Genomic DNA, 16,051 nt, shown 5'->3' with positions numbered 1-16,051 from the left:
GAAGCTGTTCTTGCCTTCTCAGAGAAGATTGATGCCCCGATCCTCACCACATACCGGGCAAAAGGCATCCTCCCGGAAGATCATCCGCGTGTGATCAGCGTGCTTGGATCGGTCGGCTCTCCACAGGCCCGCACCCTCGTTGAACAATCCGATCTGATCGTCACCTTCGGTGTCGGATTTTCGAAGTTTACGAACGTTCCGACAGACACACCGATCATACAGGTCGATACGAACCCGGTAAAGCTCGGCATCGGGAGGGAGACGATCCCGCTCTGGGGCACCTGTTCGGAGACGATCCCCCTCCTCACCGGCATGGCAACAAAAAAGACCCGGCCCGGTCTCAAAGAAGAGATTGCAGGGATGAAGAAGGCCTGGTTCGATCAGCTGGACCGCGAGGCTGATCCTGATGCAGAACCGATCCGCCCCCCGTTCATCATGAAGGTCCTCTCTGATACTTTGCCTGAAGATGCCGTCATCTGCCTTGATGTCGGCGAGAACCAGTGGTGGTTTGGGAGAAACTTCCGGATGAAGCGGCAGCGGTTTACCATGTCCGGGTATCTCGGGACGATGGGATTTGGATTTCCTGCAGCGATCGCGGCAAAACTTGCCTACCCTGATAAACAGGTCGTCTGCATCACCGGTGACGGCGGCTTCTCGCAGGCGATGGCAGACTTTGTCACTGCTGTGAAGTACGACCTTCCGATGGTCGTCATCATCATGAATAACCGGCAGCTCGGGATGATCCAGGTCGAGCAGCTGATGGAGCACTATGAAAACTTCGGAACCGACCTGTATAACCCTGACTTTGCAGCATATGCAGAGGCCTGCGGGGGTGCCGGGATCCGGGTGGAGCAACCGGGTGATCTCAAGGGAGCGGTTACACAAGCGGTATCTATGAATCGGCCGGTGATTGTGGATCTGATCTGTGATGCACGGAGGTTTGTGTGATATCCCCTCACTCCAGATACGAGAAGATCGGTTCCATCTCCTGATATCCAATCAGCTGCCCGGCTGATCTCCTCTGGTGCTGATCCCCTCCATAGACAACAAACGATCGATCAGGGGTGTTGCCGGAGAGTCCGTTCCAGTACGCGATCTCTTTGAAGAAGTCGCTACTGGCAGTTCTGCCAGATTTTATCTCAACAGGAATGAGATCTGATCCTGCATATTCAATGATGCAGTCGATCTCATGCCCGAGTTTATCCCTCCAGAAGTAGAGGTTGGATTCTTTACCGGCGTTATACCTGATCTTGAGAAACTCGGTGAGAATGAGTGATTCAAAGAGTCCTCCTTTGAGTGGGTGATACCCAAGATCGTCGGCATTTTGTATTCCGGAGAGATGTGCTGCAAGTCCCGGGTCGGTGAAGTACAGTTTGGGCATCTTGACAAGCCGCTTGTTGAAGTTTTTATGGTGAGGTCTGATCAGGACGATTAAAAGTGATGTCTCAAGAAGAGATAGCCACTCCTTCGCTGTGTTATGGGTGATACCACAGTCATTGGCCAGGGATGAGTAATTGATGATCTGACCTGATCGATGGGCGCACATCTTCATAAATATCTGGAATGTCGAGAGATTCTGCACCTGCTTCAGCTGACGAAGATCACGCTCAATGTATGTCTGAATGTATGATGAGTAGAAATCGGATGGGTGAATGGGGCTGCTGTAGGTGCGAGGGTAAAGACCTCCATAGAGGATCTCCTCATATGTATCCGGCATAACTCCGGCACGGGCAATCTCCCTCATCGAGAGGGGGAGGAGTTTGATTATTCCGACACGTCCGGCGAGTGACTGGGATATCTGCTCCATCATCAGGAAGTTCTGTGATCCGGTGAGGATGAACTTTCCGGGCTTTGTCTGCCTGTCCAGAATACCCTGAAGGTACGAAAAAAGCTGTGGAACCCTCTGAACCTCATCAAAGACTGCTCCGCTCTCTTCAAACTGTGCAAGAAAGCTGCGTGGATCCTCCTCTGCGAATGCACGCGTATCGGGATCTTCCAGTAATATGTAGGGGATATGTGGGAATACTGATCGAACAAGCGTTGTCTTCCCTGACTGACGTGGGCCGATGACCGAAACGGCAGGAAATCCAAGGGCAAGTGATCGAAGTTTCTCCTCTGCATCACGTTTGATCATAGGGATTCTCGCCTGAGTGGACATATTGTAAATGCTATTGACAATTTGTCCATATATGCTTTTCCAGGCAACAGTCTTGATATGCCCGTTTATGTCATTTTGTGGCTATCCTCTGAATCGGAGGCATTTAATTGTATTCCAACTCGATGATCTGTATATCTGGAATTGACCAACTCGCTGATACGTTCATAGGCTACCTCAATATAGTGTGGATTGAGTTCGATTCCATAGAATCTTCGATGCAACTTCATTGATACTATTCCCACAGTTCCCGAGCCGAAGAATGGATCGAGCACCTGGTCCCCTTCTTCAGTACTGGCAAGGATACACGGTTCGATCAGTGATTCAGGGAACATCGCGAAGTGATCATAGTGGTTGGGCTCGGTATTAATCGACCAGATCGTGCGTTTGTTCCGCCATCCTTTCCGGGTGGAGGTTGGCTCACGTATCTGCTCTGCATCGAAGTGGTACCTCTCGTTCTTTGAGAGGAGAAAGAGGTACTCATGTGATCGTGTCGGCCTGTCTTTTACTGATTCTGGCTGGCAGTTTGGTTTATGCCAGATGATATCTGACCGCAGGTACCATCCATCTGCCTGAAGTGCAAAAGCAAGTCTCCATGGGACACCAATGAGATCTTTTGGCTTTAATCCCTCCGGTGTTGGGGGGCGATAATCCATTTCACGGGCTTTATTCTTCCTATCAGAATCTCTTGTTGTGCGGTTTCCGCTGGTATAGCCATCTCCAATGTTAAGCCAGAGGGTTCCATCATCAGTGAGTGTTCTCCGAACCTCACGAAAAATTGCAACAAGCGAATCAATATAGTGATTTAAGGTGGCTTCTGCACCAATCTGACCCTGTATTCCATAATCCCGCAGTCCCCAGTATGGGGGGCTTGTGATGCAGCTTCGAAAAGTATTGTCCGGGATCGTATGAAGTAATTTAAATGAGTCTCCCTGAATTACATGAGAAACGAGCTGTTCCGAAGTGTTGTGATCGATAACCTGTATCTGTTTGAATATATCTGAGATGCGCGAAATGGAGTATCGCAAACAGCCTTCGTTTTGGGTGAATTCGAAGATTTGCTTATTTTTTATCATGAGTGCATCTCTGTTTATTGAAAGGATCAGATCAATCCCTGATACCTATCTATTTCGTATTTACAAATACTCTTCCCTGCTATCGCCTTGATATTCTCCCTCTCCTTTCAAAGAGGTCGTCATCGTTGCAGGTTTAGTGAATCAAGATACTCCACACTCTCGTCATACCATTCTATATGCGGCATCTCAAGAATCCAGAGGCTTTCGGAAGGCAGCATCGGGAGGATAGTCAAAAGATCGATACTCCCCTTTCCAAAAGCGAGATGATCATCAGACACACCACTGTTATCATGCAGGTGCAGATGGTCGGGTCTTCCTGCAGAAAGAAAATCCATCAACGCTCCGTTGAGGTGAGCATGGCCGATATCAAGGCAGAACGAGAGTCCGGCATCCCGTAGTTCGGGCAACAGGCTTGTGTCCCGGAAATGGCAAACCTCCCAGCTCCCCATGTTCTCAAGTGCCAGTGGTATTCCGTACTCATCCTGTATCAATGAGAGGGATTCAAGCGACTCAAGCAGTGCCGTGTAGGATCGATCCTTTAGTTCAAGCCATGGGGTAAACCCCGGATGAACGATCACAATACGGGCATCAATCTCAGCCGATCTCCGGCAGATCTCCGCAAGAAGGTCGAGTGAAGACTCCCTGATCGGTTCCCTGACACTTGCGATATTGATATCGGTCGTCGGGGAATGCACAGACAGGGTAAAGGTGTGCGAAGAGAGGAGATCCTGGTTATCCAGCAGATCATGGGTTGCATCTGCAAGGATCTCGATGGTGTTTGTCCGGGCGGCGATCACCTCCAGTGCATTGGTAAGGCTGTGATCGAGGAGGCCCCAGGTGGTGCAGCCTACTTCGTGCATGCAGCATCTCCTGTCCTTTTGTGTATCTCTTCCCTTATGTGGCAGCTTTTGCGAATCATAAGTATATATCAATTTTATTGTTATAACTTTAATAAAGTTTCATAATGTGGTTACAATTGGTTTGCTATGTATTGATGATAAAGGGTAAAAAAGTTTGAATGGAGGAATTACAAATACTAACGCAGAACAAAAGATCCAGATTGGATAACTTTCTGACCGGCTTTGTCTATGATACTATACTCAATTATGATATTTAAGTAATCTAATTTCCCTCCACTGGTTCCAAGAGGTCTCCAGGAGATTTGTGTTCCCAGCTCATCAATACGATGATTATCTGCATAGAGCATGAATTTGTCTCCTGGTGAGATGAATTCATCATTTGATCCGATCTCATTGACACCTGCTTAAAACCTATACGAACCATCGAAGAGGAAGGGGCTGTCATCGCCCCTGATTGATCTTTTGTGAAACAGCCTCTCTAATGAAATAATTGTATCATACCCGTTTTATTGTGATCTCTCCTGAGGATATCGGCATCCCGGTCTTCCGGTCAATAAAGCGATAGGTGAGATGTTCTCCACATGGTATTGACACGAATGGACTTTGTGAAAGGAGAATTCGGTTACTATCCGGATCATATTCCCCAAGAGAGACAACAAATCGATCACCAAGCTGAATGAACCGGGTGTCGGGCACAAGATTATTAATAGAGGTTTTTTCATCGTCATTCCTGAGTATTATATGGAGATCCTGCCTCTCTCGTGAACTGAAACTGACTTCCAGACCATCTACAGAAAACGAATCCCCAGACCGGTGATCATAGATAACCTGATATATACCTCCTTTCTCCATCACTCCTGAAGCCACCAGATCAGCTTGTATTGAACGGTCTGACCCGACTCCAGTATTGGATGCGTATACCGCAACAAGAGCAACAATTATCAATGTTACAGAGATCATCAGCATTACCCCGATAACCTCCGAAACTCCTTCATCACACCGTGTAGTGTTTTTCATCATAATTACCGCCCTTTCAGGATAAAACTACTTTTATGTATAAGTACACCACTTGGCAGATGGTAGATCGCAACATCAACAACTGAAGACTGCGACATACAGTTCGTGAGATCTTGAATATCATTCAAATTGAGAAATCTGGAAGTATCCGCTCTGTCACCCGTACTAACACTGCCCCCTGATCTCAGAAGATCAGTATCTGGAAAAAGATACTCTCCTTCATGAGATGCTGCAATCATATCACCATCCGGATGATGAACCCATGTGTTCACCCTGAGATCACTAATCCGGATCTGGTCCCCACCACGATGTTCGAAGACGATTTGAAGATCATCTCCATAGTTTGCGGTAAACACCGCCAGATTAACAGATGGGGCCTTCTCTTTCTGATTGATCACACCGCCTGTAAAGGCAGATACAAGTGCTGCCATGATGATCACAATAGTGAGGAGGAGCATAACCCCAATAACCGGAGATACTGCATTCTCTCTCTCTTGAATCCCCTCTACCATACACTCACCTCAATACGTACTTCTCGAACTGTGACGTTAACTGAAGGATTAAATGCAAGTCTATAGGTCCTGTCGTTGAAAGATGAATCAGAAGCCATCAGGATCATTTGATTATAGATAACCTTCAGGTAAGGTTCCATATCTGTTTCTGCTCTCGAATTATCGTGGTAAACCAATTCTGTCACACCAATGATGTTCATATCTTTGGAAAGAGTGGTATTCACCCCGACTGTTGCCATACTATTTCCGGTTATACAAGATTCATCAGATTTTTGCGTGAGATTTATAAGCGTAATCAACAAATCCTGTTGATTGGTCTCAAATTCAATAAATGAGCTGAAAAAACCGCCACTATCGGCCAGCGCATCATACATTGTGCCATACTGTGATGATTGTGGTACTGCAATGCCGTCCTTTGTGACTGCGATAAAACCGGACTCCCAGCGATATCCCTGTGGCTCCCATGTGGTAAATGATGGTACATATGAGATATTCACTGTCGATATTCCCAATCGTTTCGTTTCACTATCATTTGTCACAGTCATGCTGAAGAGATCTTCTTTCTGGATTGATATCATTCCACTTGACCGGACCGGACTGAGGAGCACAGCACCTCCACCCAGAGGGAGTGTTTCCCTGAACCTGACATCTTTCTTTTGTGATAGTGAATAATCAATGGATGAACCAATTCTGGCAAATGCGTCTGCTACCTGGCGGGATTGTTCTATCTCTGATTGCTGCTTCAGACCAGGCAGATAAACTGCCGAATAAATGGCTATCGCAGTAGATATAATGCCAAGTATCAACATCAAGGCGATGACAGTTGAAACGGCCTCCTTATTATCCATCATATCTCCCCTGAATATATGACCGTTGTCCTGGTGAGAACCCGTATCATATCACCTTTCTTCAGCTCTGAAACAGGTGATACTTCCAGTCGTCCCCCGAGATCAAAGGTCATGGTCTCATCATTATTCACATTATAGAGGATGATTGGGACTGAACCTGATGGATATTCTTTTCTGCCACCATCTTTATCTAGAACCACTACTGTCAGATCCTTCTTCTGCACCCAGTCTCCTCCTTTATGCCAGAAGATGATACCGGAGTCTCCCGCTCCGCTTTTCATTGCAATATCTACGGTTGCATCCCGTTCACCTGGAATAAGGGAAAATACCGATGATGCAAAGAGAGCAACGAGAATGATGACCAGTGCTATCATTATCATCTCCCCGATTACCGAGGAGACCGCTAGATCATGTTCAATTCTTTCTTTCATACATATCCGCCTCAAATGATGTAGAGAAACAGGACTACTGTGGCTGCCAGCATTATGCAGACATGCTTAAATCCGGCAAGAATATTATTTGAAGAGAGCTGACCAGCCATTATCCCTGAAAAAAATCCAAGAATAATCCCAATATGGAGCATCTGCCGGACATTTCCACTAATATCAAAGGTGATATCATACGCAGAAAAACTCGAAATAAAGGCAACATTCAGTTGATATGCCGAATAGAGGTAAATTCCAAATGAAAGATAAATCACTGCAAGATAAACAAACGAGACGTTTAACCTCTTTGATTTCATCTTGATATAGTGATTGATGTCATTGATTGCTATCGTTAGGATCTCCCTGATATAATCGGTCACTTCACTTGCCCGAACCAGAAGAGAAATTGCTCTTTTTACTGATATCAGTCCAATCCTCTCCTCCATCCGTACAAGTGCCCCGGAAACGCTTGAACCAAGTCTGAGCTCATCTGCTGCAATCTTCACTTCGCGGGAGAGAACACCTGTACGGTTATTGGAGATCATGAATATTGCGCCTTGCAGTGTCATTCCGATATCTCGCATATCAGCGATCTCTTCAAGAAATTCCGGAAGTTGCTTTTCGATTGTCATAACATGCCGGCGGCGTGTTTCATAGGCGATCATTACTGGAATGATCAATATGATGATACTCAGACAGAGGAAAACTTCAAGGGTAAATGACGGGAATAGTGAATCAAATGAACCGAACTGATAGCTATAGAAGAGTATCCCCCAGAATCCGGCTCCAATCACCGCTCCAATAGAAGAGTCGGAGATAAAAAATACTCCGGGATGACGAAGGATCTCAAAGAAGCGTAGCCAACGTTTCCGTGATTCAATACCCTTTAGAAATGATGAATCCGGCTTTCCAGAGGAACTCTTTTCAAGAATGTCTGAACCATATTCCGTCTCCCGGATCTCCTTGCGTGATACATCAAGGTTATCTGGTGGAAGAATTATGTAGAGGACAAAGATGAGACAGGTTGCTCCAAGTGGGAGGCCAAGATACATAAGAGGCATTATACCTGTCAATTGACTCTGCCCGGTGAGATTCTGAGCAACAAGCATGATGATAATGGCAATTGGTCCTGCAACAAATGCAGTGACATATACCTCTGCAATCATCTCAAGAATCTGAAGGAGAGCCTCCTGTTCCTGGCGGGCAAGCTCACGATATGACTCGGATTTTGAGTTAAAAAAATTGGATAGGCTTCCTCCGCTCCGATAAACGAGTGATAGATCATTTAAGAGTTCTTTGAAGTTATCTGATGGTGTTGCCTCCTGGGTATTCCTCATTGCTGTAATGAGGTCAAGGCCAAAAACTTCAACATCCCTGACAATAAGTCCACATTCTTTTGAGACCTCTCCATAGAGATCGCCTGCCTCATAGACATTTCTAAAAATATCATAGAGTGTCAGGGTGGATGAAAGAGCCTGCATATAAGTGACGGCATGCGGCAGATCCATCTCAATTCCGGTTCTTCTTCCATGGGCCTGGAGGATGGGATAGGCATAGATACCCGATATTAAGAGGGACGTAAACAGAATGAAACCAAGGAGGACAGTGATCCCGTATGGAAGAAATGGGATGGGATTAATCTCAATCTGCATGATTGAGAGGAGGAGAAAACCGATGAGATAGAGGAAGCTGCAGAGCAGGGTGACTATCATACCATATTGTAGGTAGCGTGTTGTCGGAATTGGTATATGAGCAGATAATAATGATCGGCCAATCTCAACTCTAAATGTCTGGTACAGGGTTGTCTTAGTCATTTTTCTCCCGCACCATTGTCTCCTGTATCTTCTGTCCAAGTTCCTGAGGAGAGATGCCGGGTGTATTCAGCATATTCTGAAGGGCATCTCTCCGGTGTTGAATGGCTGCTTCAAGTTCTTCTGCACTCCATCCATTTTGATAGGCGATCCCGTCGAAGACTGATGATTCTGAATATGCCTTTACGAAACGATCTCCCCGATGATCCCAGGTAAAGAGCGGTCGCCATTGTACTTCATCACCAACAACTAAAATTTCATTTAATGAAAGACAACGCCGAAATCCTCTTCCCCCACTATAGAGAAGACTCTGAACGAGGATGAGATCAAGAGCATTGAACATCGCAACCGGGACATTGATCGGATTATGGATCAGGCGGTTAATTGTCTCCCTGACATTTCCTGCATGAACGGTTGAATAGGTGGTATGTCCTGTATTCATCGCCTGAAAGAGGGTTTGAGCCTCCTCTCCCCGCACCTCTCCGACGATGATATACTCCGGACGCTGTCGGAGTGCGGCTTTTAGAAGATGGAACATCCCGACATTTCCAGTTCCACTGACATTGGCACTTTCTCTGGTCCTCATTGGAAGCCAGTTGATATGAGGCAGCTGAATCTCCCGGGTATCTTCAATGGATACGATCTTTGCAACCAGTGGTATGAAGAAGGAGATTGCATTCATCGTTGAGGTCTTCCCGCTTGCAGTCCCTCCGGCGATAGTCATACTTTTTCGATTTTCTACTGCAAGCCAAATGTGAGCCATCAGATCAAGATCGTATGTATTTCCAGCAATGAGGCTGATCGGTGTCATAGGATCAGCACGGAACTTTCGGATGGTAAATGAACTCCCTCTGGATGATATGATATCCGAAAAAGTTATCTGGGCCCGTGAACCGCCTGGAAGTGCAGCATCAATGATTGGAGTTGATAGTGAGAGCTGTTTATCTGCTTTCTGGGCGAGTTTCATCACAAATTTATTGAGCTCCTCCTCATCGAAGAGACGATTCGTCTGAATGTTTGCATATCTCCTGTGATAGAGGAAGATTGGAACATTCGATCCATTACAGGTGATATCTTCAATCCGATCATCGTTCATCAGTGGATCGAGTTTTCCATAACCGTTAAAATTGCGCAGAAGATAATAGACGAGGACATCGATCCGTTCTTTGGGCATTTTGGGATCAAAGTTCCTGATCACTCTCCTGAGATGCACAGGTTCAATCCCAAGCTCTCCCCTCTTCCGGGGGGTATCATAGATTAATGTTCCTTTGAGGTGGTCAAACGTCTCTTCAAGAATGATCAGTTCCTTTTCACTGATCTCCGGTTCGATGATCTCATAACTGAGATTGATTGAATCTTTGCGTATAATAGTTACATAAGAGAAGGGAGGTACCAGCCAGTACTGATCAATTACATTTTCATCCCCATTTGTTTCTGGCAGAGTGAGTACCTTTGGTACTTCTTCTCCTTTGAGATCTTCGGCTGCCTGATCTTCACTTTTCTTTATTGTGAATAGTGAAGAGAGATTGAGTTTCATATGCCCCCCTGGTAGAATTGGTGTGGATATTTGCCATAATACTCGATACTGACATCAGCCCTGCAGTTCCTGACAAAGACTGCAACTGCATAGTCTCCAGGAGCAAATGGTGCAACACTCTCTCTTTGTGCCCCGCTATACAGGGTCTGCCAGCCCGAAACCCTCTCATAAACGGCAGTACTGTCGATGATACGGTAAATTACAATCCGGAGGTCACTATATGGCGTCATCTCCTTTTCGGAGTGGTCTTTATCCATGCCATCAATGGTATATGTTATCCGCCAGGGAACAGGGGATGCGACCTCGGTTGTTCCATGTAATGTATATGATCCCGGATTAAGCACAAGCGTATCATCAAATGAGAGGAATTTTTCATGAAGGTTCCATGAATCATCAAATCGCCAGCTGATTCCTGAAGGATACCATACATTTCCATAATACTCTTCTATAGATTCGACATGGCGGCGTTGCCATGGAATCGTATCGATGCCTGCAACCGGGATGCGGAGTACTTCAGCCAGTGTTTCATCGGCTTGAAAAGGTTGCTCATTATCTAGCAGGGTTTTTCCTGCGATGGTTGTGTTCGTATTCATCCGGTCATCACGGATGACGGTCTTGCCACGCCAGATGCCACCTTTTCCAATGAATAATGGTTTGATCCCATCATATGCACCATTTGCAACTCCTTTTTCTTCAGTGTCAACTACCCAGATCGCTGAAACGGATACCGGCTGATGCCATAGTGCATCTTCAATTACAATTTCTGATGCATTTGCTATCTCTTCTTCAGATCGAAACGTTTCATTTCCGGGATAGTACAGAATCTCCCCTATCTGAATAATATCTGTACCCTGGCGTGCAATTGCCTCTCCGCTATACCATCCGGCATCTGGATCTGTTCCTTTTGGTTGGGTGACGAGCGTTGTTTCATTCCCGGGATAATATGCAAACCGGCCTGCTGATGTCTCTGCTATGACCAGATAGTGAACACCCGGATATGAAGCATCGGTTATCAGGCCAAGGGCAGTAGCCTGGGGGATAATTGAACGCCTGTCATAGGTTGCAGGATAGTGAAGGAGAGAGACGCCGTATCCCATTGTATCAAGGATGGCAGCAGCAAGAATGGCTTTGTCTGTACTGTCTCCCTCTTCTTCGGCAAGAGTGATAACCGGATAGCGAAGGGGGCCATTGTATCCTTCCCGCTCCCCTGGTATTGTATAATCAAGGTGTTCAACGAATGCAAGAACATTTTCTATTGTTTCAGTATCTCCAAAACCTGATGAGAGAGAGGTTAAAAAAAACCAGTCTGCTATTGACCTGATGATTCCGGCATCTCCATCGGTAATGATGTACTCATAGAAACGGGATGGAATCTCATCTTCACTTCCATATGATGGGATAAGAAATGCATTGTAGATCTCTTTTGGGATATAGATCTCCATCTCCATTGGAATATCATTGTATGACCATGCATAGGATTTCATCCCGGTTACTAACTCAGAATCTCCTTGCTGCGGAGAAATCTGATAGGGTTCATCGCCCCCCACAACGGGTCCGGTGTGTAATCCCGGATCGTCTTCTCCATTGAATATGCCGGAGAAGATGATGATTGCCAGAGCGCCTGTGATTGCGATTGCTATGAGAAGGATGATGATGACCTTAGTAAAAAACGATTCGTCAAATACCAAATCCATTATTATCGCCTCTGAATAAAGAGCAGATATACTGCTATTGCGATGATTGTGATATATCCTCCAAAACCAGGCGTTTCGTTTGCCATCGGTTGTTGCGTAGAGGATGGTTCCTGATTGATAACCGATGATGAAGGTGTTGTTGGAGATGTCTGAATTGCCGGATCTGACCAGGACTTGTCGGTTCGCTCTTCTCGTTGTCCTGTTTCACTGAAGAGCTCGAAGGTACTTGTACTTTTATAATTAACATCTTTACAGGTGACGGTTATCTGATAGAGCCCCGGGTACCAGCTGGCGGTCTCAATCGGCTCAAATCTGAAAGAACGAAGGCCGGTAAGAGGATCATAGGATCGGGGGATGGCATCGTCCACCTGAATCTTCATAACCGTGTTTGACTTCCCCTGTCCATAGAGGTCAAGTGCCGTAATGGTCAGAATCAGCGTGTCATGAATATCTGTCCCATCTGCGCTCGTTCCAGCCCCTGCAAGATTTGTCGTTCCGGTTACGGTTAGATCATCTCCAATGACAACATCCCCGACTGCATCTATCCTGATGACCGGGTCCTGAACGGTAAAGGTGTTCATGACGTAAATATCAAGAATATTTAGCGAATCCAGTGCTTCGACAAGTGCATATGCAGCGCTCCTTGCTTCAAGACTATCGAGAGTGATTGTGGGTGTTGAACTGCCGGTATAATAGAATTCACGCACATTACCCCGGTAGTAGAGGTTGTTTTCTGGAAGAAGGTCAAACTGGTTGTTCTGTCCTGGGTGGTGATAAAGGATGAAGTAATCTCCCGGGGTGAGGTTATAGGTAAAGCTGCGTGGAAGGGTGATGCCATATGATCCATCCTCATTAAGAGGGAAGCTGGGATTATAATCGGCATATTTGAAATTAGGGCCGAAAATATACCATTTCATGTGTCCTGTTGAACTCCCTGCTCCGGTAGTGCCAGGACTTCCCCGTGCGTACCACCAGGAGTAGAGATAATCCCCGCGTGCGAATATCCCGCCGGTCTTTTCATCAAATTTTGCGTGTATGGTCGGACTTGTCAGGGCATATTCGTGGGATGGAGGGACTTCCCCGTTGATCGATCCGGGAGATCCGGGATACCGGCTATTGATATGGCCGACTGGCTCAAGATTTGCATGTACCGTATATACCCCGTCATCGGCAGAGAAGAGGGATGTATCCCATGAATATCCCCATATCCCAAGGACCGGATTAAACTGTGTGATGGTGAAGGTTGATGGATCGCCATCAATCACTCCCCGTGAAGGGTTGGTGAGGGAAGCACCATTTGCGGGGAGATTATCTCCGGTTACATAAAGGTAGATCGGAATGAGCTGTGTTGCCTTTATATTTGCAAGTGTTCCTTCTAAATCAATAGCATCCCCAAAGGCGTACTGGTACTCCTCCGGAGGGTCGAATATGAGAGTGATGCCTTTTCCCTGTTCGATGGAGAATTGTCTGGTAACAGGTTGAACGGCTCCAAATCCGGTTGCCCTGATGGTATAGCTTGTTACCGGGGCAGTATCAGGTATATGAATCTTCAGTTGTTTTGTTCCATCCCATTCCGGATAGGCTTTCACATGGTAATCAGAGATCTTCTGATGCCATCCGCCATCCTCAAAGAAAGGATAATTTTCTCCGGCAGGAGGTTCGGGAAGCGTAATGTCATAGAGCATATACGGCATCCCTTCCACAGTCAGGATGAGATCCCCACCCCGCTCAGCAGTTGTTTCAGAAAGCTGAAGATTCAGCGGATATTCCTTTACATTGAAAGAATACCGAAGTTCATGATTGAGACTGTTCAGGGTCATTCTGAATACCACCGTCACCTGTCCCGGTGGCGAGATGACATTCTGGTCGGAAAAACGGAACGAATGGGCATTATTGCGTGTTGCAGGGTTGGCAGAGAGATCTGTCAGCGAGATTGTTGCTCCTCCCGTATTGGTTATTCTGCTTGTCGTAACCTGTCCCTGCAGTTCATATTCGTACCATGAACCCTGGAACTCACTGAGAGGAAGATTATGCTCGGGGAGAAGAAACTGTACCTCCATCCTATAGGGGATTGTGTCTGGTCCTGTCGGATTTGTCGGCGGGGTGATATCTGTTCCGGATATGAAGATCTCCATTCTTCCAAGCGAGTCCGCAGCATTTCCAACCCAGCAGTACCGTGAAGTGTCTATGGTTCCATCACTGTAGACCGGATGGTATCGACCCGTGTTTCCACGGATGATGGTTGCAATATTGTTCGTAATGGATATTGGATCGACCCAATCCCCGGAATCTATTCGTACCATCCGAACGGGAGATCCCAGAACCGGGTCCGAAAAAGCAGAAAAGTTGACATTTCTCTCTCCGATAAATACTGTATCTCCTATGCTTATTCCAGCATTCAAACCCTCAGATGTTGAGAATCTGGCAGATACCACCGGGGTTGATGCTGCTGTGAGAAGAAGCACCAGACTTAGTAACGAGATGATTTTTATATTATTCATATGAATGAGTCTCCTGAAGTTGAATATCCGCTGTGTCAATATAATTTGGTTTAAATCTATTTTACTTTACTGCAATACATGGGTGAATGTCAACCTTGAAATACAGATATGAATGCTTTTTTTTTAAAAATAAGCTCATATAAAAGTTATTTAATAACATTTATAATAAGTGGAGCCCATTACGATATACAACAGTATTTGTTGTAAGTACAATTATGGAGTGTAACTTATGGATATAAATTCAAAAGATGGTGAACCGCCATTACGAAAAAGACGCCCCTGCTGGCGTGATTCTGATGCTGTTTCACCTGTTGTTGGCGTTATGCTGATGCTGGTTGTGACGATCATCATAGCGGCGGTTGTGAGTGGTTTTGCCGGAGGGATTGGATCGAATAGCGGATCTTCCACTGTTGCATCATTGGCCGTGACACTATTTGCTGGGCCGGAAAAGAATATCACTATTGAGCATCTCGGTGGTGATTCTCTAAAAACTGAGGAACTGAAGATTATTAGTACCTACACGGTTCCAAAAAAGTGGGGGACAACAAATCTTGCACAGAGTGGCCGGGTGATAAAACACACTATCGATGGTTCCATGGCTCCTATACCGGAAAATGGTCTTGATACGGAGAGTGCCGGGTACCCCTTCACACCGCAGATTACCAATGATGATAGTATCGTCTCCACAAGAACCGCAGATCGGACATTTGGAACTGCCACACTGGTTCCCGGAGGAAGGCTGGTGTTTGATCGTGATTATTTCCTGGGTTTTAACACAGGACAAAGGACGACATATGGATTTAACGAGGGTGTTAGTGTCAATGTTATGATCATTCATTCCGGTAGTCAGAAGGTTCTCTATGACAGGGATGTGATTGTATCATGGTAACAGTACGCCAATATGATGCCGTATCACCGGTTATCGGGGTGATGCTGATGGTTGTTGTTACCATCATCATCGCAGCTACCGTGAGTGTTTTTTCTACAGGTATTGTCTCCGGGGCATCTGCTGCACCGGGAGCTCAGTTTCAGTATGTCGGGGTTCTGACAGGACAACCTGACGGTCTTGGGGAAATTGGTCTTGTCTTTGAGAATAAGGGTGGTGAGGCAGTAGCAATGGCGGATATACAGCTTCATCTGAAGACCACGCTACCTGGTGGAGATGAAGTGTCGATATCGTATACTGATACACCCTCTTCAGTGCTTCGTGGTGTTACGGCACCGGGAGAAACCAGGTTATCTGATGCGTTTACATACCGGATGAAGAAGATCGGTGTTGCAGATGCAGTTAATACAGCCACTCTTGTATCCAATTCCAGAATTAATGCAGGAGAAAGGTTTGTGATTCACGCAGATCGGTATATCCGCGATGATTCCAGTAACTATGGTCGTGTGGAATATGTAACAGAACGTGGTCTGGCTGGCACACCGTACTCACGGGGTGAGTTTGAGGTGAGTAGCAGGACAACGTTTACGCTTATTGATAAAAACACCGGGGCAGTCATCTCTTCCGGAACTCTTGTAGGAAGTGTGTTATAATGAAGTATGTTATTTCAAAAGTACGATCATCCCTGAGGGAGGATGCGGTTTCTCCGGTCATCGGAGTTATGCTCAT

The 16,051-nt window shown here is 46.1% G+C and carries 14 protein-coding genes; 3 read left to right on the top strand and 11 right to left on the bottom strand.

The window, feature by feature from the left end:
- The coding region (locus tag Q7V06_RS03160; protein WP_304837964.1) for a thiamine pyrophosphate-binding protein at positions 1 to 948 on the top strand (948 nt) is incomplete at its 5' end.
- Positions 949 to 955: 7 nt separating this feature from the next.
- On the opposite strand, the gene Q7V06_RS03155 is transcribed toward Q7V06_RS03160, so the two are convergent.
- From Q7V06_RS03155 to Q7V06_RS03105, 11 genes are all read right to left on the bottom strand, one after another.
- Positions 956 to 2,134 carry an ATP-binding protein gene (locus tag Q7V06_RS03155; RefSeq protein ID WP_304837960.1) on the bottom strand — a complete coding sequence of 393 codons (1,179 nt, stop codon included), beginning with the start codon at positions 2,132 to 2,134 and terminating at the stop codon, positions 956 to 958.
- A gap of 89 nt (positions 2,135 to 2,223) precedes the next feature.
- Positions 2,224 to 3,132: a site-specific DNA-methyltransferase gene (locus tag Q7V06_RS03150; protein WP_370650801.1), complete on the bottom strand. Its 909-nt coding sequence runs from the start codon at positions 3,130 to 3,132 to the stop codon at positions 2,224 to 2,226.
- Positions 3,133 to 3,350: 218 nt separating this feature from the next.
- Positions 3,351 to 4,091: a TIM barrel protein gene (locus Q7V06_RS03145; RefSeq protein ID WP_304837954.1), complete on the bottom strand. Its 741-nt coding sequence runs from the start codon at positions 4,089 to 4,091 to the stop codon at positions 3,351 to 3,353.
- A gap of 495 nt (positions 4,092 to 4,586) precedes the next feature.
- A complete protein-coding gene (locus Q7V06_RS03140) occupies positions 4,587 to 5,111 on the bottom strand; it encodes a type IV pilin N-terminal domain-containing protein (protein WP_304837951.1) in 525 nt (174 codons plus the stop codon).
- Positions 5,112 to 5,113: 2 nt separating this feature from the next.
- A complete protein-coding gene (locus tag Q7V06_RS03135) occupies positions 5,114 to 5,620 on the bottom strand; it encodes a type IV pilin N-terminal domain-containing protein (RefSeq protein ID WP_304837948.1) in 507 nt (168 codons plus the stop codon).
- Entirely contained in the window at positions 5,614 to 6,471 is an 858-nt protein-coding gene (locus Q7V06_RS03130) for a hypothetical protein (RefSeq protein WP_304837945.1), read from the bottom strand. Before Q7V06_RS03130 ends, Q7V06_RS03135 begins: the two co-directional genes overlap by 7 nt.
- Positions 6,468 to 6,899, bottom strand: coding sequence for a type IV pilin N-terminal domain-containing protein (locus Q7V06_RS03125; RefSeq protein WP_304837942.1), 432 nt, complete (start codon positions 6,897 to 6,899; stop codon positions 6,468 to 6,470). Before Q7V06_RS03125 ends, Q7V06_RS03130 begins: the two co-directional genes overlap by 4 nt.
- An 11-nt stretch (positions 6,900 to 6,910) precedes the next feature.
- Positions 6,911 to 8,707 carry a type II secretion system F family protein gene (locus tag Q7V06_RS03120; RefSeq protein ID WP_304837938.1) on the bottom strand — a complete coding sequence of 599 codons (1,797 nt, stop codon included), beginning with the start codon at positions 8,705 to 8,707 and terminating at the stop codon, positions 6,911 to 6,913.
- Positions 8,700 to 10,241 (bottom strand): type II/IV secretion system ATPase subunit, encoded by a 1,542-nt coding sequence (locus Q7V06_RS03115; RefSeq protein ID WP_304837935.1) that lies wholly within the window; start codon positions 10,239 to 10,241, stop codon positions 8,700 to 8,702. Before Q7V06_RS03115 ends, Q7V06_RS03120 begins: the two co-directional genes overlap by 8 nt.
- Positions 10,238 to 11,935 carry a hypothetical protein gene (locus tag Q7V06_RS03110; protein WP_304837932.1) on the bottom strand — a complete coding sequence of 566 codons (1,698 nt, stop codon included), beginning with the start codon at positions 11,933 to 11,935 and terminating at the stop codon, positions 10,238 to 10,240. The genes Q7V06_RS03115 and Q7V06_RS03110 overlap by 4 nt, the downstream gene beginning before the upstream one ends.
- A gap of 2 nt (positions 11,936 to 11,937) precedes the next feature.
- Positions 11,938 to 14,436: a hypothetical protein gene (locus Q7V06_RS03105; protein WP_304837929.1), complete on the bottom strand. Its 2,499-nt coding sequence runs from the start codon at positions 14,434 to 14,436 to the stop codon at positions 11,938 to 11,940.
- 229 nt (positions 14,437 to 14,665) lie between these two features.
- Between Q7V06_RS03105 and Q7V06_RS03100 the strand changes: the two genes are divergently transcribed.
- Together Q7V06_RS03100 and Q7V06_RS03095 are read left to right on the top strand one after the other, a co-directional pair.
- Complete coding sequence (locus Q7V06_RS03100; protein ID WP_304837926.1) at positions 14,666 to 15,325, top strand: type IV pilin N-terminal domain-containing protein; 660 nt, start codon at positions 14,666 to 14,668, stop codon at positions 15,323 to 15,325.
- On the top strand, positions 15,319 to 15,975 hold the full coding sequence (locus Q7V06_RS03095; RefSeq protein ID WP_304837923.1) for a type IV pilin N-terminal domain-containing protein: 657 nt from the start codon (positions 15,319 to 15,321) through the stop codon (positions 15,973 to 15,975). The genes Q7V06_RS03100 and Q7V06_RS03095 overlap by 7 nt, the downstream gene beginning before the upstream one ends.
- Positions 15,976 to 16,051 lie beyond the last annotated feature (76 nt).

It is taken from the genome of Methanocalculus sp. (assembly GCF_030651615.1).
Lineage (GTDB): Archaea > Halobacteriota > Methanomicrobia > Methanomicrobiales > Methanocorpusculaceae > Methanocalculus.
The sequence above is the reverse complement of the archived record's forward strand: the minus strand, read 5'-3'. Positions and strand labels throughout refer to the sequence as shown.